This is a genomic window from Shewanella sp. GJ50-10 (genome assembly GCF_055808815.1).
The window spans coordinates 1,685,734-1,709,833 of the sequence record NZ_JBVVSS010000001.1 but is presented as its reverse complement, the minus strand read 5'-3'; the positions used below and the strand labels follow the sequence as shown (position 1 = coordinate 1,709,833).

The 24,100-nt window shown below is 40.4% G+C and carries 20 protein-coding genes; 2 read left to right on the top strand and 18 right to left on the bottom strand.

Annotation, left to right across the window (positions count from 1 at the left end):
* Positions 1-10 precede the first annotated feature (10 nt).
* Complete coding sequence (locus AC0L4E_RS07090) at positions 11-1,021, bottom strand: PaaI family thioesterase (protein WP_473678602.1); 1,011 nt, start codon at positions 1,019-1,021, stop codon at positions 11-13.
* Between the two features lie 10 nt (positions 1,022-1,031).
* Complete coding sequence (gene hinT, locus AC0L4E_RS07085) at positions 1,032-1,388, bottom strand: purine nucleoside phosphoramidase (RefSeq protein WP_220754516.1); 357 nt, start codon at positions 1,386-1,388, stop codon at positions 1,032-1,034.
* A 226-nt stretch (positions 1,389-1,614) separates the two neighbouring features.
* On the opposite strand from hinT, the gene AC0L4E_RS07080 reads away from it, so the two are divergent.
* Positions 1,615-3,372, top strand: a complete 1,758-nt coding sequence (locus AC0L4E_RS07080; RefSeq protein WP_473678601.1) for a M61 family metallopeptidase — start codon at positions 1,615-1,617, stop codon at positions 3,370-3,372.
* Between the two features lie 104 nt (positions 3,373-3,476).
* Here the strand turns inward: AC0L4E_RS07080 and AC0L4E_RS07075 are convergent, their stop codons facing one another.
* From AC0L4E_RS07075 to htpX, 16 genes are all read right to left on the bottom strand, one after another.
* On the bottom strand, positions 3,477-4,328 hold the full coding sequence (locus tag AC0L4E_RS07075) for a CsgG/HfaB family protein (protein ID WP_473678600.1): 852 nt from the start codon (positions 4,326-4,328) through the stop codon (positions 3,477-3,479).
* A gap of 2 nt (positions 4,329-4,330) precedes the next feature.
* Positions 4,331-4,735 carry a curli assembly protein CsgF gene (locus AC0L4E_RS07070; protein ID WP_473678599.1) on the bottom strand — a complete coding sequence of 135 codons (405 nt, stop codon included), beginning with the start codon at positions 4,733-4,735 and terminating at the stop codon, positions 4,331-4,333.
* Positions 4,736-4,750: 15 nt separating this feature from the next.
* Positions 4,751-5,335: a curli production assembly/transport protein CsgE gene (locus AC0L4E_RS07065; protein WP_473678598.1), complete on the bottom strand. Its 585-nt coding sequence runs from the start codon at positions 5,333-5,335 to the stop codon at positions 4,751-4,753.
* Entirely contained in the window at positions 5,332-5,964 is a 633-nt protein-coding gene (locus AC0L4E_RS07060) for a LuxR C-terminal-related transcriptional regulator (protein ID WP_220754520.1), read from the bottom strand. The genes AC0L4E_RS07065 and AC0L4E_RS07060 overlap by 4 nt, the downstream gene beginning before the upstream one ends.
* Before the next feature lie 145 nt (positions 5,965-6,109).
* Positions 6,110-7,696 (bottom strand): beta strand repeat-containing protein, encoded by a 1,587-nt coding sequence (locus tag AC0L4E_RS07055; RefSeq protein WP_473678597.1) that lies wholly within the window; start codon positions 7,694-7,696, stop codon positions 6,110-6,112.
* Positions 7,697-7,743: 47 nt separating this feature from the next.
* On the bottom strand, positions 7,744-8,286 hold the full coding sequence (locus tag AC0L4E_RS07050) for a curlin (protein ID WP_473678596.1): 543 nt from the start codon (positions 8,284-8,286) through the stop codon (positions 7,744-7,746).
* A 294-nt stretch (positions 8,287-8,580) separates the two neighbouring features.
* Entirely contained in the window at positions 8,581-10,476 is a 1,896-nt protein-coding gene (locus AC0L4E_RS07045) for a bifunctional protein-serine/threonine kinase/phosphatase (protein ID WP_473678595.1), read from the bottom strand.
* 68 nt (positions 10,477-10,544) lie between these two features.
* Positions 10,545-12,011, bottom strand: coding sequence for a NarK family nitrate/nitrite MFS transporter (locus AC0L4E_RS07040; protein WP_473678594.1), 1,467 nt, complete (start codon positions 12,009-12,011; stop codon positions 10,545-10,547).
* 11 nt (positions 12,012-12,022) lie between these two features.
* Complete coding sequence (gene nirD / locus AC0L4E_RS07035) at positions 12,023-12,349, bottom strand: nitrite reductase small subunit NirD (RefSeq protein ID WP_473678593.1); 327 nt, start codon at positions 12,347-12,349, stop codon at positions 12,023-12,025.
* Positions 12,346-15,000, bottom strand: a complete 2,655-nt coding sequence (gene nirB, locus AC0L4E_RS07030) for a nitrite reductase large subunit NirB (RefSeq protein ID WP_473678592.1) — start codon at positions 14,998-15,000, stop codon at positions 12,346-12,348. The genes nirD and nirB overlap by 4 nt, the downstream gene beginning before the upstream one ends.
* Before the next feature lie 320 nt (positions 15,001-15,320).
* Positions 15,321-15,950: an ANTAR domain-containing response regulator gene (locus AC0L4E_RS07025; RefSeq protein ID WP_473678591.1), complete on the bottom strand. Its 630-nt coding sequence runs from the start codon at positions 15,948-15,950 to the stop codon at positions 15,321-15,323.
* 70 nt (positions 15,951-16,020) lie between these two features.
* On the bottom strand, positions 16,021-17,211 hold the full coding sequence (locus AC0L4E_RS07020) for a glycosyl transferase (RefSeq protein WP_473678590.1): 1,191 nt from the start codon (positions 17,209-17,211) through the stop codon (positions 16,021-16,023).
* Positions 17,204-18,115 carry a uroporphyrinogen-III C-methyltransferase gene (cobA, locus tag AC0L4E_RS07015; protein ID WP_473678589.1) on the bottom strand — a complete coding sequence of 304 codons (912 nt, stop codon included), beginning with the start codon at positions 18,113-18,115 and terminating at the stop codon, positions 17,204-17,206. Before cobA ends, AC0L4E_RS07020 begins: the two co-directional genes overlap by 8 nt.
* Entirely contained in the window at positions 18,115-21,072 is a 2,958-nt protein-coding gene (locus AC0L4E_RS07010; protein WP_473678588.1) for a nitrate reductase, read from the bottom strand. Before AC0L4E_RS07010 ends, cobA begins: the two co-directional genes overlap by 1 nt.
* A 367-nt stretch (positions 21,073-21,439) precedes the next feature.
* Positions 21,440-21,775 carry a tetraheme c-type cytochrome CctA gene (gene cctA / locus AC0L4E_RS07005; RefSeq protein ID WP_473678587.1) on the bottom strand — a complete coding sequence of 112 codons (336 nt, stop codon included), beginning with the start codon at positions 21,773-21,775 and terminating at the stop codon, positions 21,440-21,442.
* Positions 21,776-22,062: 287 nt separating this feature from the next.
* A complete protein-coding gene (htpX, locus tag AC0L4E_RS07000; protein WP_473678586.1) occupies positions 22,063-22,926 on the bottom strand; it encodes a protease HtpX in 864 nt (287 codons plus the stop codon).
* Between the two features lie 444 nt (positions 22,927-23,370).
* Here htpX and pepE point away from each other — a divergent pair, with 444 nt between their 5' ends.
* Complete coding sequence (pepE, locus tag AC0L4E_RS06995; RefSeq protein ID WP_473678585.1) at positions 23,371-24,081, top strand: dipeptidase PepE; 711 nt, start codon at positions 23,371-23,373, stop codon at positions 24,079-24,081.
* The last annotated feature ends 19 nt before the right edge of the window (positions 24,082-24,100 follow it).

Genomic DNA, 24,100 nt, shown 5'->3' with positions numbered 1-24,100 from the left:
TATATAAAGCTTATTGGTCTAACAAAAAGTGCGCTCTCGCGGTGGCAATTAATTGCTTTCTATTCGTTTGCCAGCAATTGATTGTAACGTGCGCGACTCTGCGGCCTTGGCGAGTAATTTTACACTCTGCAAAGGTATCTTGGTGCAAACCAGCCCTTAAATAATCGATTGAGAAATCAATAATTTTAGGCACTTTCTTCGCTTGCATGAACACCATTAATTGTACAATTGCCGACATTTCCATAAAGCCTGCAATCACACCTCCGTGAATAGCGGGTAAAATCGGGTTGCCAATATTGTCGTCTTTTTGCGGTAATTTAAACACCATTTCATCACCGAAACGGTTAACACTCATGCCGATAAACTGTGTGTACGGCACTTTAGCTAATAAATAACTATAGTCGTTCAAGTCAATGGCACGTTTAACAATATCATGAACATTTAAGTCATCTGCCGCAAAAGCATCTGCAATTGGCGTAATTGATTCCCGTGTACCGATATCGCTATTGCTTGGCTCTACAGTATTTTTCGACTCGCCCATTAATGCTTGACGAAATTCTTCACCTACCATTTCAGGGCTAATACGCATAAATGAACCTACAGCGTGAGCAATAGGGTCATCAACACTGTCTTGATATGCAATTGCTCGAGTAAATGCGACATTAGCAGATAAACGATAACATTCGGCAATGGCATATAGCGGCTTATCAGGTTCCGCGGGCTTCATATAATCAACACGCAAATCCAGTGTTGGTGATATCTCTAAAGACTCGTACTTAGCTAAAATTGCACTCACAACCGACGTACCTGATGCCGTGTCGATTAACGTAGTCACTACCCCGCCGTGGATAACACCAGTATCAGGGTCACCAATAATATCTTGGCTATATGGTAGCTCTAGTAATACATGGTGTTCACTGGCTTCAAGTACGCTGATATTCAAACGTCGGCATTGGGCTAATTGATTAACAAAGCGGGTCGCTACTTCTGTTAACGGGAAAAATTCACTGTTTATTTTCATTTCGCTTAATTTATCCTGCGTGATTAAGCATAGAACCTAATGGTTTACCGCCTACCAAGTGCATGTGAATATGATAAACCTCTTGGCCACCATGTTTGTTGCAATTCATAATTAAACGGTAGCCATCTTCAGCAATACCAGCTTCATCAGCAAGTTTAGCTGCAACTGACATCATGCGGCCTAAAGCAAGTTCATCTGAAGCTTTAATATCGTTAGCAGTAGGAATAAGGTGATTGGGGATAATCAATATATGGGTCGGAGCTTGAGGTGAAATATCACGAAACGCAGTGACTAGCTCGTCTTGGAATAAAATATCCGCTGGAATTTCGCGGCGAATAATTTTACTAAAAATGGTTTCTTCGGCCATGGGTAATCATCCTTATCGTTATATGTAGGGTGAAGCCTGTTACGTTATTCGCAAACTAGGTTATCTTATAGTATCAACTACCGCCTTTGTCACTCCAGTAAATACTCATTTTAGATTTAGTGGATATGTACATCTGCATTTGCACATTGCTAGTGATTTTGGCAGCATTAACACTCTTCTAGCTCGCATTTCTTTTTAGCAACACCAACTTACTTGGAATTTGTTCATGCATTATCACATCATTGCTATCGATCCTAAAGCGCATTTATTTGAAGTCACTCAAACAATTAACACTGCAAAACCTCATCAGATTTTGTCATTGCCTTCTTGGTTACCGGGCAGTTATATGATCCGTGATTTCGCCAGAAATCTAATTGATATAAAAGCAGTTGATAACAATGAACAACCCGTTGAAGTATTGCAGTTAGATAAGCAAACTTGGCAATGCCAAAACAGCGACAGTTTTATCAAAATTAGTTATCAAGTTTACGCCTGGGACTTATCTGTGCGCTCAGCGCACCTAGATACTACCCATGGATTTTTTAATGGCAGTAGCGTTTTCTTATGCGCTAAAGGACTTGAAGAAACCAAGCATACCTTAACCATTGAAAAACCAGCGTTGGATGAACTTAGCCAATGGAAATTAGCCACCAGCATGAAAAGAACTGCTGGTGAACCATTTGGCTTTGGTGAGTTTTATGCCGATAGCTATGATGAATTCATCGATCACCCTGTCGAAATGGGCGATTTGACGATTGAAAGCTTTGAAGCCTGCGGCGTTCCGCACGATATTGTCCTCAGCGGCAAACATCGCGCATCAATGCCGCGATTATGCAAAGACTTAAAAGCCATTTGTGAATATCAAATAAACCTTTTCGGTGGTAATGCGCCATTTGAACGGTATGTCTTTTTAACGACTGTTTTAGGTAATGGTTTCGGAGGGTTAGAGCATCGAGCCAGTACAGCACTCATGTGTTCACGAAAAGACTTACCCACTGATATGGAGCACGAGGTAAACAAAGATTATCGAGTTTATCTATCCCTATGTAGTCATGAATATTTCCATAGCTGGAATGTAAAACGGATTAAACCTGCCGAGTTTACCCCGTTCGATTTATCTCAAGAAGCCTATACAGAGCAGCTTTGGGCTTATGAAGGTATTACCTCTTATTTTGATGATTTTCTTACCTATCGAAGTGGTTGTGTTGATCAAACTCAATATTTAACCATGCTTAGCGAAATCATGACCCGAGTTTATCGTTCCCAAGGCCGTTTCAAGCAAACCTTAAAATCATCGAGCTTTAATGCTTGGACTAAATTTTATAAGCAAGATGAAAATGCCAATAATGCCATTGTGAGCTACTACACCAAAGGAGCATTATTCGCACTCTATTTGGACTTAACTATCCGATTAGAAACTGATGGAAAACAGAGCTTAGATGATGTTATGCGCGCGCTTTGGCAAGATTATGGTTCAAGAAACATTGGTACTCAGATAGATACTCACAAGCAAATCATTGAGAAGCTGTTAAATAGAAATTGTGATGACTTATTCGCTTATCTTGAAAATACCCAAGATATCCCGCTAGAAGCTTTACTTGATAAAGTCGGGATTACTATGCGCCTTAGAGCAAGCGCTGGGAATACCGATTTAGGCGGCGGTGATGTATCTGGTAATAAAATCGCATTTGGCGCAAGAACCAAATCGGAATCTATCGGATTAAAAGTATTAACCGTGACACAAAATAGTCCTGCTCATCAAGCTGGGTTAAGCGCTGGGGATTTATTAATTTCAGCCAATCACCTTCAAGTCGATGCTCAACTTGAAGCACAACTTCAATCAATGACCATCGGTGATGAAGTGTTACTGCATTGGTTTAGACGCGATGAGCTGATGCAAGGTCGTATGCCAATCAGTGCAACTGAAGCGGATACCATTAGCCTTGAAATCCAAGATAAAAATAAGCTAAGCATTTGGCTATAGTGAATAGAGATAATTTGTAAAAGTGATTTGTAAGTTATTTAGAACTGATTTATAAGAAATAAAAAAGGTGCCTCAAGGCACCTTTTTTAGGTAAAAATTATAGATTATCCACGTTTGATTCTTGCACTTACTTTAGATTCACTATGCGCTTCCAACCAATATTTCTGTAAGGTTGTATTTTGCATACCTGTTGCTGAATCACCTAAACTCCAAGCCCCTTTCCAAATACCGTCAGCGATTAAATGAACCACTGCACTTTCAATGGCTGAAACAACACAAAGACTCACAGGTTCATTTGAAGTGTAACCAGCTTCAGCTTCTAATAAGTCTTGAGCATCAATAAACTTAAACACTCCTGCTGTAATTTCTTTTGAAATAACCGCTTTGGTCGTCGTCACACTACTTAACAATCGTCCGGTGCGAATATCAACCGCACGTAAATTTACAGTAATACTGTCAACACGATACTGACCAGATGCGCCAATGCCTAAATAACGTGCGCCTGCACCGCCAGTTTTAATATTGGTATCATAAGCGACAATTCCGCCTTCCATTAACACCTGAGCACTGTTTAACTGTGGAAGTTTACTCGCATCCCCTTTAAGTCCTGCGCGAACAATTTTTCGCTCCGTCAAAAGATTTTGAAGTCCTTCTCGCTCTACAGGAATAAACCATGACGAGTCATTTAAAGACTGCGCTAAAAACGCTGTCCCAGACTGCGGCACTGCCGTAGAAAAGTTACTTGATGGAATTGGCTTGTATTGCCCTGTTTGATCTCTAAAGTCATAAACAGCCGCAACCATAGCGCCTTGCGGAAAAGGTAAACTTGTTAGGTCATAATAAGTTTCACTTTTTGGCATTAAACTAGACGTTGCATCAATGTCTTCAAATTGCTCGTCAACTGATGAACAAGCTGAAAGTAAGATGACTAAAGAACTAATAATAATCTTATTCATTGTTAGCCACCCACACTATCATCAACAATACCGCCAACTTCAATAATGGTTGTTTCGCCAGTCAGCACATCAGTAATGTGTACAATTAGCGAACCATCTTCATTGACGACATTAATTTCAAAATCATCAGTTAATAAATATCCTTCACCACCATTAGCTGCATCATTAAAAAGTTGGCTCATTAATCTAGATTGCAATGAACTAGAAAGTCTCTCTAATGCTGTCGGTGGAACATAGCCAGAACCACCGCTATCATGGTCATTTTGTGCAGCTGCGTTCGCTAATAAATATGAACCATTTAAATAACTGCCACCAAATGCAGGGTTCACGGGTTGATAAATTAATTGAGTTGCAAAACTATTAACTGAAAACATTAATAGAATAAAAGTAAATATTAGTTTTTTCATATCGGCATTCCCTGCTTATATTTCATCAGGAGCAAGATCAGGATCAAATAATGCTCCCAACACTGCTTGTTCATTTCTTTTAGTCACCGCTGAATTTACACGTTTAGCGGCATACTTAACCTGATCGTCCATATTCCTACTCACCGGTGAAACAAAAGTGATAAATATGGTTTTACGATTCTGTTGAATTAAAATTTTACTACCACTTCTTGCTGTTGCTTGCTCAACAACCGTTAAGCCCGAGTGCTTGTTATTACCGCCAATATCTCGATATGCAGCTACAAACTCACGATAAAAGCGATGACCTAGCCTTGTCATAGCTCTGTTTAATATAAGTCCATCAATTAAGTCAGATTCTTGTTTAGGTTTGTTATCATTAACTATGATTGATTTTGTCCCTGGTTTTTTTAATGAATTTTCTTGCGCCACAGATGCTTTAGACTCTGGCACGATTTCATCTAAAGCAGGCTGCACCTCAGGGACTGACACTTCTTTTTGAGTTTCGACTTTAACTTTATTAACTTCAGCAGCCACTGACTCGTTCATCATAATGACAAATAAGAAATTAAGGCTTATGAATATCAATAAAGAATTTTTCACACTCTTACCTCATGCATATGAGTTTGAGCCCAAGCAATCGCTTGTCCACGACTTGAAACTCCAATTTTTCTAAATGCTCTATAAAGATGAGTTTTAATGGTGCTTTCGCTGACAAATAGTTGATTAGCAATATCTAAGTTTGTACTACCTGTTAGAAGAGCTTGTAACACTTCTCTTTCTCTAATAGTAAGATGCTCCGACTCATCATCTGCATCATCATTCATAATCGACTTATGTAAATCAATTGGAATGACACTTCGGCCTTTCAAAATTTCATTTAAACCACTGCTAATTTCGGTCAGATCCGCATCAATATAAAACGCTCCTGTCGTTGTGGCAGGATGGATTAAAAATTTTGCATCAACTTGCTTTGGAAAGTTTATAAACACTGTCTTTACAACATAATGCTCACGCTCAATGAGTCGTTGTAATTGATAAGCTTGTTGTAAATCTATGGTGGCTAAATCAAACACCACTAAAGATATTTGCTGAGTTGCGAGTTGAGAACTCATTGTTGCTGGCGTTGCTTTAGCAAGCTTAACCAAGAACTCTTGAGGCCAACGGCAATCAAGTAAATCAATGAGTAATTGAGAACGGGAAACTATCATCCAGTTGATAACTTTAAACATCACTTACACTCCATGTGATTGCGAATAAAAGGTAATTAATAAGCTTTGATACTGTGCCTGTATCATTAAAGCCAGATTAGCAAGCTAACCTGGCTTTAACAATTAGCCGAAAGGGTGTTTAAAAACCCTTACTTATACTTTAGTACTACATACCTTGGTTAACCATAGCTGTGTTGTTGCTACCAAGTTGAGTTACGTTAGCCATATTACCTGTATCAGATTGCATTACTGAAGCAGTGTTCATATCGCCATTGGCATAAACTTTTGCATAGTTATTGTCATCTGTTTGTGTAATATCAATATCATTGCCACTACCTAACCAAGACTCAGCAATCGCTTCATGAAACTCACCAGTCTGTGAAATATCTACATTAGAACCTGAATCAGATGAATCCGCATAAGCATGGTTATCATCACCTAATTGAGTGATATTTAAAACGTTACCATCACCATAAGTACCAGCACCGATATCTCCAGGACCGTAGTAATTAGCTGCATCAGGATGTTGTGATACAGAGTTTCGGTTACCGTCTTGGTTAATAGTTATTGTACTTCCAGCACCTAGCTGAGTAGAAGTGCCCGCATAGTTTTCAGAACCTGATTGAGTAGTTGATACAAAATTGCCAAAGCTACCAGCACCATGCTCAGAAACTGCAACGTTTAAATTACCAGTTTGAAGAATTGTCACATCATCTCCGTCACCAGCTTGGTTCACAGTAGCACTGTTACCCATACCTGATACAGAACCACTTTGAGTAACAGAAGCCATGTTGTTTGAATTGCTTTGAGTTACTAAAGCATATTGATCATAATCAGACTGCATTACTGTTGCAGTTTGTTCTTCACCAGACTGATTTACTGTAGCTTGACCATTTTCACCGTCTTGCGTCACTGTTGCTAAACCACTATTACCAGTTTGGTCAACGTCAGCCATGTTATTAAGATTAGATTGGGTAACATAAGCTTGGTTTACATCGCCCATTTGCATTACGTTAGCGTCATTCGATAAGCCAGTCTGACTAGTATTACCAATATTTGAGCTACCAGTTTGACTAACCATCGCGACTGTATCGTCCGAGCCAGCTAAATTGTAATTCTGAGTATCTTGAACAACTAATGAACTGTTATTATCGCCATCTTGGTAAATACTAGCTGATGCTGCATCTGATGATTCTTGCTCAATTCGACCAAAGTTATTTGGTCCACCAGCTTGCGTTATTGTTGCATCAGCATAATCAGACCAATGGTTATAAATTTCTGCTGTGTCATTACTGCCATTTTGATCGATAATTGAAACTGCGCCATCACCATCATCTTGGAAAATGTTAGCGTTATTCTCATTACCATCTTGAGTCACTGCAGCAACTGCATTTGCACCATTATTAAATTGCTGTTCAATAAATGCGATATTTGAATTACCAGTAGATTCAATAGAGCCTGTTGCTGTTTGAGTATCATTATGTTGCAGCACAGTACCTACATTTAAATTACCCGTTTGAGTAATAGTAGCTAACGTTTCAGAAGTTTCTGATTGAGTAATTGTTGCAGTGTTTGTATCACCAGTTTGAGTCACAAAAGCATCATTGTTCTCACTGTCAACGACTTGCGTTACTGTCGCGCCATTGCCGTTACCATTTTGGTCAACTGTTGCTTCATTAGTAGAACTTGCATATGCGCTACTAGAAGCAAAAATTGCTGCTGTAACTAAAAGAGCTATTTTAGAATGTTTCATTATCGTATTTCCCTTTACTATGTTTAAAAAAATTAATTATGCTTGGGTTAATTTCCACAACACCTTTGAGTGACTTCAACGTGCTGCGAATTACCCCATTGGAGTACACCTACCGCATTCCCGGAGCCATACTGCTGGATCCCGATAGAATTTTCGTAACCACTTTGCTGTATTAAAGCTACGTTTCCTGTTCCTGTTTGCATCACATCGAGAGATAAGCTTTCTCCATGCTGCAAAGAGACAACTACATTACCCACCCCGGTTTGTAAGATTTGCGCTTCAATATCAGATCCTGACTGAATCAAACCAGCAAAATGTTGCGAGCCTTGTTGATTAGTATTTATTGAATTATTAAAGCCACCTTGATGAGAACGAAATAAGTTGTCCATTCCAGATTGATTTAGGTTTAATGAGTTATCACTGCCGTCTTGATTGATTCGAGCAATATTGTTTGCCCCGCTAGCAAGTTCATCATATTCACTTAAATCTGACTGACTGAAACTAGGAAAAGAAGCTAGACAGACAACAAGAGCAAGCATCCCTGCTATTGTTTGTAAGCGATGCAATATTTCACGCTTGAATAAGTCCATGCTTCCTGCCCTTAACATAGTGAAGAGTTAATTCCCTTCACATTTCCAGTAAGCTCAGTATTACTTTTTCCCGACAAATCTGAATCCACCCCGAGTATTAAAGGCGCTTAGACCAATAGGCTAAAAAAATATCACCCCCCACTTTATTACTACACCCACAAATAGCACTAAGCCACATAAGCAATTGATAAATAAGGCAAAAGCTTGTTCGCGTCAGTAAAGTGACATATAACGAAAGGTTGAGAGGTTTACCAGAAGTGAGACTTTGTTGGGTTTAGAATTTGAAGCTCAGGGTTAAACCAACAACAAATAAAAGCACCACAGCAATAAGATTGCACACATGGATTGCCAAAATTTAATTGGGTTTCTTTGAATAAAAGGAATGAAGGTTGTGGAATGAGTTTGACTAGGGGTTGTTAATGCATGAACAAATTCATTAGAATCAGCAAAGCGTAATGAAGGCTCTATCGACAACGCCTTTTCTAAGGCTGTATCCATCCACTCTGGCACCATTGGGTTGGTTTTATAAACGGGAATATAAGTGAGTTTCAAAAAATCAATTCTTGTGTGACATTTTGCAAGTTGACCTTTAAAAGGTTGCTCACCTGCGAGCATTTCATAAGCTATAACCGCAAAAGAGAATAGATCAGCTCTGCCATCAGACTGATAACCTAATATCACTTCAGGTGATGTGTAATCAGCAGTGCCGAGTATCTTGTCTCGTTTAAGCGGCGTATTAATTTCAGCGATACCTTTGATGTGACAAGCACCAAAGTCGATTATTTTGACCACCCCATCGCGGGTGATATAAATATTATCTGGCTTTAAGTCTTGATGAAGGGTTTCTTTACGATGAAACGCGCGAATGCCAGTTTCAATTTGTTTTAAAAGTTGCAGCACATCTTCTACTGGCCCTCGCTGATGTTGCTCCATCCAATCAGCCAGACTTAGCCCTTCCAAATATTCAGTTAAATAATAAAGTGCCGATTTATTCACATGATGATCAACCACTTTCACCACATGTTGATTATTAATTCTATGACCTATCCAACTCTCAAGCATAAAACGTTCTATATAAGCTGCATCATCAATGTAATTGACTGATGGGGTTTTCATGCAGCGTTCTTCACCAAGCTTATTTTTTACAATATACACTTGGCTGCGCTGACTTTGATGCAGCACCTTGGTGACTTCATAGTCATCCAGTTTCATCCCTACAGCCATTGGCGGCGGAAAAGGTCGGCTAGATAGTTTACGGTAAACATCATCAATGGCTTGGGTGGGAAGCTGTTTTATAGAGATAAGCTGTGCGCTTAAATTATCTTTACTGTCTAATTCATAAGCTTTATCAAGGAGCTTTTGACAAAATACCTCACAGGCATCATCCGTTAAAGTGGGATTAGATTGCTGAAAATTCGATAAACTTTTAGCTAGTTCATGGTCGGTAACCACATCATGAATACCATCTGTGGTCATTAAATAAAGGTCACCGACTTCGATATTGAACTGCTTGTAATCAACCTCTAAATTAACATCCATACCCAATGCACGAGTAAGGTAACTGGTAAAATCATTCACTGAAGTGCTGTGATCTCGACTTAATTTGACCAATTGACCATGTCTAAAGCGATATATTCGCGAGTCACCAACATGCAGCATATGCGCCGAACACGACTTAAACACTAGCGCACTAAAAGTACACACATAGCCTTTTCGCGCATCGCGGTAATCTTGTCCTAGACCATACAACCAGCGATTAAGCGCCGTTAATACTCGAGTACTAGAGGTTAAAACACTCCACGATTCAGGTGTTGAATAGTAATCAGCGATAAAGTTAGACACGCTTATAGCTGATGCTTTAGCACCACCTTCAGCTGCACTCACTCCATCGCTGATGACACTCACAATCCCTTTTGTGGTTAACATCAAACCCGTTGGTATTTTGATCCCAATGGCATCTTCATTTTCAGGTTTGCGGCCTTTATCAGACACTTGTCCTGCAAATACCTCTAATGAGCCAGAAATCGGTAATTGCTCATCTTTTGGGTTTGCAGCATCCATTAAAGCGGTTTTATTCTTACTCTCATGACTATCAATATGAGCATCAACATAAGCATCGTCTTGAGTTAAGGCATTCTCTACCTTATTCAAACTTGCAGTGTTCAATTTAGTATTATGATTTGATTGCATCACAACCCTTTATAAAAACTAACACCGTAAAGTTAATACAATACGGTGTTAGTGATTGATAGAGAAGACTAATTAACACTAATAAGTGTCACTTCACCCTTTTCATTCACTTCAGCCATATGGCCTTTAGGCTCAGCCATAAAGAATAAGGTAATAAAGCCGAGTACAGCGCTAACAGCAATGACATAAAAGAACACAGATGTCGGTACCATTGAATAAACAGTTAAGAAAAACACCGCGCCAACATTACCATAAGCCCCTGTCATACCAGCAATTTGCCCCGTTAAGCGGCGCTTAATTAGTGGTACAGCAGCAAATACAGCCCCTTCTCCGCCTTGAACAAAGAATGAACATGCCATAACTACTACAACTGCTAACGGCAGCGACCAAGTCCCATCAATTTGCCCAACAGCAAAGTAACCCACAGCTAAACCTGCTGTAAGAATTAACAAGGTATTTTTACGGCCAAATTTATCACTTAACCAACCACCACCAGGGCGAGACATCAAATTCATAAACGCATAACTCGATGCCACCATACCTGCTTGCGCCATGCCTAAACCAAAGGTTTCAGCAAAAAATAAAGGCAACATGGAGACAACCGCTAACTCAGAACCAAATGTCGTAAAGTAAAGTACATTTAACACCGCGACTTGCTTAAAAGGATAGCGTTCAAACTCAGGCACTTCTTTGACAAAAATATCTTTATTCACCTGATATGTTTGATAAAAGTCGACAAAAAAGATACCGACTAAACCTGCGTAAATAATGTTTGTAGTTTGCTCATCAAGCATAGCAACGCCTGCTGGTGATAACTTCCAAGCAAGTAGTGCTAAGGTTGCGTACATCGGGATTTTCATGAAAATCAGTAACGCAAAATCGCCTTTACTGGTGACTTCTAACCCGCCTGCTTTTTTAGGTTTAAAATAAGTCGAACCTTTTGGCGTATCAGTGACATTAAAGTAATACACAAATGCGAACGTTAAGCTCATTAATCCAGTTAGACCAATGGCATAACGCCAGCCATCTTCACCACCAAAATAAATAGCAATGGCAGGTAATGTGAATGCAGCAGCAGCTGAACCGAAGTTACCCCAACCGCCGTAAATGCCTTCAGCAGTCCCTAGCTCTTTTGCAGGGAACCATTCACTGACAATACGAATACCAATAACAAAGCCTGCGCCAATAAAACCAATTAAAAAACGCGCTAGCGCAAGTTGCTCAAACGAGTCTGCTACCGCGAACATAAAACACGGTATCGAACACACACCCATTAACACTGAGTAGGTTAATCGAGGACCATATTTATCCGTCACCATTCCGATAATAATTCGTGCAGGAATAGTTAACGCAACGTTTAAGATTAACAAAGTCTTAATTTGCGATGTCGTTAGGCCTAAGCTATCCGCGATTACGCTCAGTAACGGCGCAGCATTAAACCAAACCACAAAAGTAATAAAAAATGCAATCCAGCTTAAATGCAGCGTTTTCATCTTTCCCGAAAACGACAATAAGTTAAATTTTTCAGAACTCATACTTCACGTCCTTATGACTTAGCCAATACAAGAACTTGGCCAGCTTCCTTTTTAATCTCATAGGGAGAAGCGACTAACGCTTCATCTTCGATACAAACACCTGTTTCAAGGCTGTAATGTTGCTTATAAAGCGGTGAAGCAACACATAACACCCCTTCCATATCGCAAATTAACCCTCTGGCTAATAAGCTAACGCCAGTCGCAGGGTCAACATTATCAATGGCAAATAATCCGTGTTTACCTAGATCAAATATCGCAACCGCTTTACCAGCAACCCAAGCAGCAACACCTGTTCCTTGAGGTAAAGTTGATTCATTACATACGTTTACCCAACTCATACTAATTCCTCCGCTACAGCTTGCTCGTTTTGTTCACTGGTGATGTCTTTAATCGCTATATTTCCAGCACCTGATGATTCAGGGCTTAATGGGAAACGTTGCTCACGAACGCGCTCGTATAAATGTGTCTCACCTTCTGGCATCGCATCAGGGTTAACAAACTCATTAAAGCGCGCTAAAAACTCCGGTTTATCTAAACTGGTTTTCCATTCGCACTGATAAGTATCGACTACATTATTCATTTGCGTATCTAACTCGGCAGCAATGCCTAAACTGTCTTCAATCACTACAGATTGCAGATACTCAAGGCCGCCCTCTAACGATTCCATCCAAACAGAGGTACGCTGTAACTTGTCTGCAGTTTTAATATAGAACATTAAAACTCTATCAATGTATTTCACTAAGGTTTCAGTATCTAAATCAGTGGCAAACAAATCACCATGACGTGGACGCATCCCACCATTACCCGCAACATACAGATTCCACCCTTTATCCGTTGCAATCACACCAATATCTTTACTTTGTGCCTCTGCACATTCACGGGTACAACCAGATACTGCAAATTTAATTTTATGAGGACTACGCAGACCTTTATAACGATTTTCTAAATCAATCGCGGTGCCAACTGAATCTTGAACACCATAACGACACCATGTGCTACCGACGCAAGATTTAACAGTACGTAGTGATTTACCGTATGCATGACCCGTCTCAAAACCTGCATCAATTAGCTTGTGCCAAATAATCGGTAACTCGGATAATTTGGCGCCAAACATATCAATACGTTGGCCACCGGTAATTTTGGTGTACAAATCGAATTCTTTGGCCACTGCACCAATTGCGATTAAACCATCTGGGGTGATTTCGCCGCCCGCAATACGCGGTACAACCGAATAAGTCCCGTCTTTTTGTAAGTTACCTAAGTAGGCATCATTAGTATCTTGAAGTTGCACGTGACTACTTTCTTGGTTCAATACATATTTATTCTGTAACGAAGCAAAGATTGACGCGGCAGCGGGTTTACAAAGATCGCAACCAAAAGTGCTGTGTTGTCCAGTGGGTGATTTTTTACCATGTTTAGTAATCAAACTATCAAAGTCAGTAATATTCTCGACCTGACATAAATGATAAAGGGACTGTCTGTCATGCTCAAAATGCTCACAAATACCTGTGTTACATTCAACCCCTTCAGCAATAAGGGCTTGATCCATCACCTGTTTAACTAATGCTGAACAACCGCCACAACCTGATGCTGCGCGAGTACACGACTTAATTTCAGCGATGGTATGGTTACCTTCTTTCACTGAATTAACAATATCGGCTTTGGTTACCTGATGACACGAACAAATAATAGAGGTGTCTTTTAACTCAACAGCAGATTCATCACCAGTCATTAGCAACTCAACCGCATTACCTTCAATTTCATCTTGTGATAAATAACAATCTAATAGTCGGTTGTAGTCACTATTATCGCCGACTAACACCGCACCTTTTAGGAACTTACCAGTTTCATCTAGCCAGAGCTTTTTATAAATTCCTGATTGGTTATCTGAAAGCTCAACAAACTGCGCATTTTCAAACCCACGGCTTTCACCTATTGCAGCAACATCTACACCAAGCAATTTAAGCTTGGTACTCATGTCTGCACCTGTAAAAGTAGAAGATGAAGCTGAACTATCAGCACTTGCAGCAATGTGAGACACAGCAACACGCGCCATTTGATAACCTGGTGCAACTAAGCCAAAAATGCGGTTTTGCCATAAAGCACATTCACCAATGGCATAAACATCTGCCGCTGAAGTTAAACAGTTATCATCAATGGTAATCCCGCCGCGCTCACCCATTGCTAGGCCACTTGAACGAGCCAATGCATCTTGCGGGCGAATACCTGCTGAAAACACAATCATGTCTGTTTCAAGGAAGGTATCATCGTTAAATGTCATGCGGTGCATAGCCGACTCGCCATCAATAATGGCGGTAGTCGCTTTTGAAGTATGAACCGAAACACCCAAGTCATTAATTTTACTTTTCAGTAAATCACCGGCTTTATCATTTAACTGAACTGGCATTAACTGCGGTGCAAACTCAACCACATGGGTTGTAACTCCTAACGCCATAAGCGCATTTGCAGCTTCTAAGCCTAATAGCCCGCCACCGACGACAACGCCTACTTTAGATTGGCTTGCTGCGGCTTCAATATCTTGTAAATCTTCAATGGTGCGGTAAACCACACAACGTTCTCGATCATTACCGTTAATTGGCGGTACAAAAGGATACGACCCCGTTGCCAAGACTAAACGGTCATATGTGCTAGTGATACCATCTTCAGTAGTAATGGTTTTATTTTCTGTATCTACTGCCGTAATGCGCGTCTCTAGATGAAGTTTTACACCCCAATCTTGGTAATCCTGTGCACTTGTTAACATCAGCTCATCAGCGCTGCCTGTTTCAAAGTACTTGGATAACTGTACACGGTCATATGCTGGACGAGGCTCTTCACCAAAGACTTCAACATCAAATTGATTTTGTAAGCCTTGACTGCATAACTGTTCAATAAAATGGTGCCCGACCATGCCATTTCCGATCACAACAAGCTTTGGCTTTGCACTTGTTACTTTCGTTGAATTCGACGTTCCTGTTGAATTAGCCATCGTAGGCTCCTTTATTATTTTGAATGCTAAAAAACAAAAAGGCGCCAATCTCTGGGTTAACAGAGATGGCGCCATTGCCTATGATTCAAATTTTTAAAAATAAACTGAAAAAACTTTTACTGACTAACAAATCATTATGAGTGTGACTAAGACGCCATTGCCTTAAATCAAACCCTCATATTCATCAAAATATTCGCTAGCCTTTAATCTTGGATAAATTTCTCACTACATACATTTAATATTGCATCGACTATGCCAACCCGATAATTATTATAAACCACTGATAATTAATACTTAAAAGTCACATTAAATATAAACACTTAGGCTTCCTTGTTCACCACAGGAGCAGTTGCACCAAACTGATGCATCTTCTTTGCCTCAAGTTGTTGCGCTGCAGTAATGATCTGCTGCGCCATGTCTGCAAGACTAATGCTTCTATCCATTGCTTGTTTTTGAATTAATTCATGAGCTTGTGATTCAGAAACACCTTGTCTTTGTAACAGTGACTTAGCCTTAGACATGAGTTTTAAACCTGTACACTGGGCATCAAGCAGCTTGACCTTTTCAAGTATATTAGACGCGCTGTTAAAGCGAATTTTGGCTAATCCGACTAATGAGTTTAATCGCTTTGGGGTCATTTTCTCTGGCACAAAAGTGACTCGACCGCACTTTAATAAATTCTCAAGATGACTCTCATCCCAAGCGTAAGCATTAACGATTATTGGCAATGCTGTACTTGCCAGTAATCGCTCAATAAAAACTTGTTGCATAGGTTGCAACGCTTCAGTAAAAAACACCAAGCACAAACCGTTACCTTTCATGGCTTGACGCTCTAACTGACTTAGCGAGGTCATCTCGACACAAGGCTCAACAGAGCTCAGCTCAGACATACAATCTACAAACAAATCTTCATTTTTAAACGAAGGGTCACGATAAACTAAATTAACCATGAGTTAGCTCCGAACGTTATGGTTAAGAAACAGAATATTAAATTCGCTAAAACTACTGTAATCAATAACTTCATGGCCGCTGCTCGCACACATTGGCATCCGCTTGATAAGAGTTCATAAACGTCTCACCAGTTTGGCTTAAGTCATCTTTAAAAGAGGCGCTATTATTGCGAAGAAGCCAGTCTTTATTGGCTCTTTTAATCGCTTTTTCAATGGTTAATGAAGGCGACAACAAGGCATACACTAAGGCCATTGTTGCAGTAATACTGCTAATGGCTTGGTGCAACTGTAAATCTGTCAATTCGGTTTCGTTAATATCAACACCGCGCCACAACTGTGCAAGCAAGTATGCTGGCAAATCAGACTGCCCTACTTTTGCACCAACAAAAGCCTCAAGCTGTGTCGGCATGTCCATCTGCTCAGTTTTAGAGGCAAAGTGAGTACCGGCAGCACTAAAACGTAGCAAGCTTACTTGAGTGGTTACTCTTGGATTAATCTCTGTTTCACCCTGCAACCCTTTAAAAATGGCAATATTGGCAGGCTTTTCTGCTCTATTAGGTACTTGTTGTGCAGCCAATAGTATTGCGACTTGTTGGTGCTGCTTATCTAAACCGGGATGAAAATAGCTGCGTAAACTAAATGCTGCATTAGTTGGATTAATACAACGAACTGACATTTGAATTAAACTTCGAAGCCCCAATTCTTGGTGTAAGCGGCGACAATCATTAAGTACAGGAACGATATCAGCAGAGTTAACGTAGATAACCCCAGAAGACGCTAAATTGGATTTCGCTTGCTCTGCGGTAAAACAACGTGGAATATCTAGCGCAGAAATAAAAGCTTCAACATGTCGACGATGAGGCAAAGATTGACTGTCGCCATGTAAGATAATGGTTTTGCCATTTTTCGCGAGTGTTTTAGCCGCTAATAATAACCAAGGTAACTGCTCTCTTTTACCTGCATAAACTGGCCAGTCGATATCAGCTTTAATTGATTGCCACTGAGGTGAGACTAACTTTTTTAATCCTGCAGCGACGCCCGCCAATTCTTCAATGGATTCACCACGAACACGCATCAACATCATTGCTGCTGCCATTTGGCTATTAGTTACATCACCTTTAGCAAAAGCTGTGATTAAATGTGACGCCTCTGCAAAATTTAAGCTGCGACTGCCTTTAATCCCTTTCCCCAAGGTTTTAACTAATTTTCGGGTATCAAAGTCTTCGGCTGTCAGCATGGCCTCATCATGTTGTTCAACCATTTACGACCTCGTCTAGATGGTAATCAGCCATATTGTTGTTCGCTAAATTGGCATCAGCAGAGCGAGTTTCAATATCATCAAGTAGTGCTGTTAACTCTTGGCCAACGGCAACGACTTCCCCAATAATAATTAGTGTCGGACCGCTGTCTTTAATGGTTTGTGCTTTGTCAGCCATGTTGCTCACATTAGCGAACGTCACTAACTGATTCGGTCTACCACCGTTGGTCACAAATGCCACTGGAAGTTGAGCAGGTGCATCGACCGCCAGTAAACCTGCTGAAATTGCCGTGGCTTGTTCTTTGCCCATATAAAAAACTAAGGTTGATTCAGCAGCAAGCAAGGCTTTCCATTGAGTTGGCGCTTGATGATTACCTTCACTAATAAACCGTGTACCTGTTACTAAGGTGACTGAACGCGCGGTGCCACGATACGTTAAAGGAATACCTGTGGTAGATGCACAGCCCAATGCTGCTGTTACTCCGGGAGTAAATCGACTCACTACCCCTTTTTTAGCAAGGTAAATAGATTCTTCAGCTCCGCGACCAAAGATATGTGGGTCGCCCCCTTTTAAACGCACAACCTTTAACCCTTGTAGCGCAAGCTTTGCCAGCAAAGCATTAATATCATCTTGTTTATAGCTAGGTTGACCGCAACGTTTACCAACAAAATGGCGTTCACACTCTGGAGACACTAGAGAAAGAATATCGCTACTGACTAGGCTGTCATACACCAGCGCTTGGGCTTGAGAAACAATCCTCGCCGCTTTAATCGTCATCAAATCCAATTGTCCACAGCCTGCTCCAACAATTTCAACTTCACCTGCGCCTAATTGATTTTCATCCGTTGTGTTTAAAGAGGTTATGGCCTGATTAAAGTTAACTAACTTATTAAATGAATGGCTCATCACGCCACCTCCTCTTGTGTGGATTTTGTCGAACTTTTCTTGGTATTTTCTGATTGTGTTTTTACTTCAGTATTTTGAGTAGCAACTGCTGGCATTTTCGTTTCATGCTCAGAATCTTTAGTTTCAATAGCCATATCTTCAAGCCCAACTAACCAGATATCACTAGCACATTGGACGACTTCACTATGACAACTACCACATTGCTTTCCGCATCCAAGTTCTGCCTGAGTTTCGATAAGTGCAGCATTAAAGTCGGCTTGGTTAATTGAAATATTGTCTGCTGCGCTGCGTTTATTAAATACGGTGTTGTCGAGTTTTTGCAGCATAGCATCTTGAATTTTGGCTTCCGTCACGCCTGTACATGCACAAATAAGTGGGCTGTTACCTGCTTTGATTAACTGATGCAATTGCTGCATTAACGCAGTATCGACTTCTTTTCCAATAAGCAAGTGCATAGGTTCAAGTGCCACTTCAACCTGTTGATCGCTTAACAATTTTAGCGATACCAGCAGACCTTTATGGATATTGCATTGCACATGAATAAGTTGCTTACTGAGTAAACTGATGGTCCATTTAAGAGAATAAAGCGTCGATTGAAACCCAAAGCCTTGCTCTGCATCACTGAAAGCAATGTGAAAACACTCACCTTGTGATAATGACTGCTGTACGTTCCAGCAAGTTCCATTAAATTCAGGGTCGTGATCACCAAAAATGACCCCTTGAAGTGCCACATTAACTTTAGATACGCTAACGGTTTGACACTTAAATGCAGGTTGCTTTGATACTGGGTCAACAGCGCTGCTTAAGGCTTGATTAACCCCATCGCCAATTGAAAATTGCGACGACCAATGCATAGGCATAAACGCAATATCTGGCGCTTGATTATCATCTGAAACCACTCTGGCAGCAGCAACTCTTCCACTATCAGTTTTTGCATCATCAACTTCTGTTTCAAAACTGACCAAGTCCCCATGTTGTAAATCAAGTTGCTGGATTTTTAGCGGATGCATTGCAATAAATGGCTCAGGAATACTGGCGCGAAGACTGGCAATATGGCCAGTACGAGTCATGGTGTGCCATTGATCTCGGCTACGACCACTGTTTAATTTAACTTGATGCTGACTGACAACTTCAGTGGCGACACTAACTACTGTTGAATGCGCAGTCGTAATAAATTGCGCTTTTTGGCTTGGGGTTGAGAATAAGCCATATTGATAAACTCTTTGATTCGATTGACCTAATTGTGAGGTATCTGCCACAGGCCATTGAGTCGGCTTTAAAGCATCATATTGCTCATCAGTTAAATTACTCATACCAGTTAAGTCGAATTGTTTTTCAGGAAAGCGACTTTTTACGGCTTTTGATAATTGTGCAAACTCTTTAAATACTGCGGCGCTATTTTTGAAATCAAATTCATTTTCAAAGCCCATTAATTTAGCGACTTCAGCAAGTGCCCACCAATCAGCTTTAGCCTCACCTTTTGCTGGGATAAAACCACGCTGGCGGGTAATGACTCTTTCGCTATTAGTCACAGTGCCGCACTTTTCTGACCAACCTAAAGCAGGCAACAAAATATCTGCTTGTTTAGCTGTTGCAGCATCTTGAGTGATATCTGACACCACCACAAAAGGACAGGCATCAAATGCTTGCTGAATTTTAGCGGTATTAGGCAGCGACACTAACGGGTTAGTCCCCATAATCCAGACCGCTTTAATTTTTCCTTCAGCCATGGCATCAAAAAGTTCAACAGCGGTTAAACCTTTATCTTTCGCAATAACACCGCTCTTATCATCGGTATGCCAAAAATCGGCAAGCAATTGACGTTCAGCATCAGTAAAGCCCATATGGCAAGCAAGCTGTGTTGCTAAACCACCGACTTCGCGGCCACCCATTGCATTGGGTTGTCCAGTAAGAGAAAAGAAACCACTACCAGGCTTACCGATATGTGCTAATGCTAAATGGCAATTGATCATCGCATTGGTGGTATCAGTTCCTAAAACCGACTGATTTACCCCCTGACAACTGGCTGTCATTACTTTTTCATTACCAATGAATAATTGGTAAAAGTGCAGCAACTCACTGCTTGATAAACCCAGTGAAGTGGCTAGATTATCCACTTCAAATTGCTGCTTATCTTGTGACAGTTCAGTTAACACAGCTTCGAAATTTTGAGTATACGCCGCAATATAATCGGTATCAGCAGCGTCATTATCTGCGATAAACTGCAGCAATCCATTAAATAGTAAACTGTCAGTACCTGGGGCAATTTGTAAATGTAAATCTGCCTGACTTGAAGTCGCGGTTTTAGCTGGATCAATCACAACAATTTTTGTGCCGCGCTGTTCACGGGCTTTTATCATGCGTTGAAATAAAACAGGGTGAGTCCAAGCACTATTGGCACCAACTAATACAATCACATCGGCAAGTTCAAAATCTTCATAACAGCCTGGCACCACATCTTCGCCGAATGCGCGCATATGACCACTAACAGCAGAAGACATACATAAGCGTGAATTAGTATCGACATTGGCAGTGCCAATAAAACCTTTGGCCAGCTTATTTGCAACATAATAGTCTTCAGTCAGCAACTGACCTGACAGATAGAAGGCTACTGAGTCAGGCCCATGCTCTGCAATTGTTTGCTTAAAAGTCTCTGCAACTGTTGTCAGTGCAGCATCCCAAGAAACCGGTTTGCCTGATTTCAATTTGGGGTAGCGCAAGGTATTAAGCTGAACCAGACTTTCGATAAGTCGCTCGCCTTTGGCACATAGCTGACCTTTATTGGCCGGATGGGCTTGATCGCCAATCAACTCAAACTTGGCATTAAATGCAGTTGATTTTTGTGTACCAACATTTAGTAAACCTGAGTTTATCAAACCTGAATTTAGCGATTTTGGTGAAATTGTAACGCCACAGCCTACTCCACAATAAGCACAACTAGATTGGATATTAGACATGCAACTTCCCTTTACTGACAAAATTTTATGTCAATAACACCGCAAAAGTTGTGCCAATTACTAAGGTAATGATTTAACGGGGATTTAACAAATAAGTAAAAGAAAAGCATTAAGAACTGTGCAACATAAGTGCACCATTTCGCACCAAATTTGCGCAAACCATTGAAAATAAACGATTATAAATACCACTTTAGAGGTATAAGAAAAAGAGTAATGTCGAGAATGTTTTCAACTTCAACTTGAAGTTTGATGACAAACTGCAATTAAAGCCATAAAAAAAGCGCCGACATCAACGGCGCTTTTTTATACTATTTTGCATCGTACTCATAATAAGCATCGATGAAAAATAGCAATCAAGTTATCAAAACTACTGAGCAGAACGCCCATCATCATGACAACTATCACATGTTGGTACATCGCCAACATTCATGTCATGTGGTGCGTGACAATCTGCACACATTAGCATGCCATCATGCGGTGCGTGATTATCGTCCATTTCAGCAAGTGTTCCGTGACAGCTTTGACACTGTTCGAACTCATACTCACCATCTGCTGAAGGCTCGCCGTCAGCGTGACAGCTTTCACATCCACCCATTTCTGCGTGGAAATCAGCTAAGTTCTCATCATGTGCAAAAGCATTTGATGACAAAGTTAGTACAGCAAGAGCTGCTGCAAACAATGCTACAAGAATTTTATTGCTCACTATTATACCCTCCATTTGTGATAGTCGAGAAAGCTCTCATCAAGTGGCTTTCTTCGATATCGGTTATCAGCACGACATTTATGGCTCAGTTATAAACTTAGCTAACACTGGTTATTTTAGCAACAGCAAAAGTAACCACTAATAGCTAACAACTGCACCAACTCCCTAATATGCGTCACTTTTTGTATCCGCAATATTAAAGTCGAGGTTATTCTACTCGTTCAAGAGTAAAAAGAAAGCAATAAAAAAGGAGCCATAAGGCTCCTTTTGTTAATCATATTAAGATATTAGCTGTTTTTAAGAGCGCTAATACGCTTATCAAGTGGTGGATGGCTCATTAAAAATTCAGCCATTGAACGCTTACCATTAATACCTAATGCTGACATTTGTGCTGGCATTGCGCCCGCTTCAGGGCCAGTTTTTAAGCGCTCTAATGCCGCAATCATTTTATGCTTTCCGGCTAGTTTCGCAGCGCCTTCATCAGCTTTAAATTCACGAATACGTGAGAAGTAAGCCACGATCATTGACGCTAAAATACCAAATAACATATCCATGACGAAAACAACCGCCATGTAAGCAAACATACCTAGACCTTCACCGTCTTCACTGTTGTTAGCAACGACGTTATTCACAATACCTGCAACAACACGGGCTGCAAAGATAACAAAGGTGTTTACCACGCCTTGAATTAGGGTCAGAGTCACCATGTCGCCATTGGCAACGTGGCTAACTTCGTGTGCTAGTACGCCTTCAATTTCGTCTTGAGTCATGCCATAAAGTAGACCAGAACTTACTGCAACTAATGCATTGTCTTTGCTTGGGCCTGTGGCGAAAGCATTCATTTCTGGTGATTGGTAAATCGCCACTTCTGGCATTTTAATACCAGCTTGCTCTGCTTGACGAGCAACAGTGTCAACCAACCAACGTTCAGTGTTATCACGTGGTGATGTAATAACCTCACAACCCATAGTCTTTTTAGCCATCCACTTAGAGATAGCTAAACTGATGAATGCACCACCAAAACCAAACATTGCAGCAAAAATTAATAATCCGCTCATGCTTGAAGTACTCACTCCAAGTAGAGACATAACAATTGAAGCTACTAGCAAAATTGCTAAGTTAGTTCCAATCAATAACATAATACGTAACATTACAACTCCTATCTGGCACAGATGCCGCTTTAAACTTAAATATTGAACCCATCAGTTCGCGTTAATCGCGGTACTGTTTACATTTTTTTCGTCTTTCTTAATCAAACAATCGATGAACACTTAACGACATAATATGTCCTAAAAATTGTTTTTCAAGGGTCGAATCTCAAAAATAGACATAAAATGTCGACTAATTTGAAAAAAGTATCACAGCAAGCCTTACCTAACCTGAATGCATACCAATAAATTACGCAATGAATAAATTAGCAATGTGTCATTAATAAATCAGCCGATAAGTCTAGGTAGCTTGCATTAATCTAAACTTAAAATTTACATTCATTTACGCCTAAGTCATGGGTTAAGTTATGGAAAGCGATTAATCTTTGTTAATATCGGTGTATACCAGAATAAGAAGTTAATAATTAACCAGTTAAGGATATTTACATGGCTATGAATGCATTGATGTTAAGCAGTTCTCGTGAAGGCAATACCGCTTATTTAGCCCATGCCATTGATTACATCAAACCACTGACAACCCATGCTAAAAAATGGGTGTTTATCCCCTACGCTGGCGTAAGTGTCGACTATGATAAGTACCTTGCAATGGTCACCGAAGGTTTGGCGCCACTGAATATTGAAGTCAGCAGTATTCATCAATACAGTGACCCGAAACAAGCCATAAAAGACGCTGACGGAATTTTAGTTGGCGGTGGTAATACTTTCCAACTATTAAACGAACTTTATCGCTACGACCTAATCCATTTAATAAATGAACAAGTCACTAATGGTAAGCCTTACATTGGTTGGAGCGCAGGCTCTAACATCACCGGCTTAAGCATTCGAACCACAAACGATATGCCAATTGTTGAACCAGCATCATTTACGGGTCTTAAACTGCTACCTTTTCAATTAAACCCTCATTACACCAACTATCAGGCGCCTGGTCATAATGGCGAAACTCGTGCTCAACGATTACTTGAGTTCACCTTAGTTGACCCAATAACTCCAGTGATTGGCATTCAAGAAGGTACAGCACTTTGGCGACGCGGCGATACCTTAACCTTGGTCGGCGATAAAGAAGCCTATTTATTCCATGGCAAGCAACAAGAAGTCGTTATCCCTGTTGGCAGTGACTTAAGTAGCTACTTAGATTAAACAAGTTAACGCTTAAGTT

Bases quoted from the DNA above. Each gene is read 5' to 3' on its own strand.
- AC0L4E_RS07040 (WP_473678594.1), bottom strand. From the start codon at position 12,011: ATGAGTTCTGAAAAATTTAACTTATTGTCGTTTTCGGGAAAGATGAAA.
- AC0L4E_RS07060 (WP_220754520.1), bottom strand. From the start codon at position 5,964: ATGTTTAAAGTTATCAACTGGATGATAGTTTCCCGTTCTCAATTACTC.
- nirB (WP_473678592.1), bottom strand. From the start codon at position 15,000: ATGGCTAATTCAACAGGAACGTCGAATTCAACGAAAGTAACAAGTGCA.
- AC0L4E_RS07050 (WP_473678596.1), bottom strand. From the start codon at position 8,286: ATGGACTTATTCAAGCGTGAAATATTGCATCGCTTACAAACAATAGCA.
- AC0L4E_RS07080 (WP_473678601.1), top strand. From the start codon at position 1,615: ATGCATTATCACATCATTGCTATCGATCCTAAAGCGCATTTATTTGAA.
- AC0L4E_RS07020 (WP_473678590.1), bottom strand. From the start codon at position 17,211: ATGGTTGAACAACATGATGAGGCCATGCTGACAGCCGAAGACTTTGAT.
- AC0L4E_RS07045 (WP_473678595.1), bottom strand. From the start codon at position 10,476: ATGCAATCAAATCATAATACTAAATTGAACACTGCAAGTTTGAATAAG.
- AC0L4E_RS07010 (WP_473678588.1), bottom strand. From the start codon at position 21,072: ATGTCTAATATCCAATCTAGTTGTGCTTATTGTGGAGTAGGCTGTGGC.
- AC0L4E_RS07025 (WP_473678591.1), bottom strand. From the start codon at position 15,950: ATGGTTAATTTAGTTTATCGTGACCCTTCGTTTAAAAATGAAGATTTG.
- hinT (WP_220754516.1), bottom strand. From the start codon at position 1,388: ATGGCCGAAGAAACCATTTTTAGTAAAATTATTCGCCGCGAAATTCCA.
- pepE (WP_473678585.1), top strand. From the start codon at position 23,371: ATGGCTATGAATGCATTGATGTTAAGCAGTTCTCGTGAAGGCAATACC.
- AC0L4E_RS07055 (WP_473678597.1), bottom strand. From the start codon at position 7,696: ATGAAACATTCTAAAATAGCTCTTTTAGTTACAGCAGCAATTTTTGCT.
- AC0L4E_RS07090 (WP_473678602.1), bottom strand. From the start codon at position 1,021: ATGAAAATAAACAGTGAATTTTTCCCGTTAACAGAAGTAGCGACCCGC.
- nirD (WP_473678593.1), bottom strand. From the start codon at position 12,349: ATGAGTTGGGTAAACGTATGTAATGAATCAACTTTACCTCAAGGAACA.
- htpX (WP_473678586.1), bottom strand. From the start codon at position 22,926: ATGTTACGTATTATGTTATTGATTGGAACTAACTTAGCAATTTTGCTA.
- AC0L4E_RS07070 (WP_473678599.1), bottom strand. From the start codon at position 4,735: ATGAAAAAACTAATATTTACTTTTATTCTATTAATGTTTTCAGTTAAT.
- AC0L4E_RS07075 (WP_473678600.1), bottom strand. From the start codon at position 4,328: ATGAATAAGATTATTATTAGTTCTTTAGTCATCTTACTTTCAGCTTGT.
- cobA (WP_473678589.1), bottom strand. From the start codon at position 18,115: ATGAGCCATTCATTTAATAAGTTAGTTAACTTTAATCAGGCCATAACC.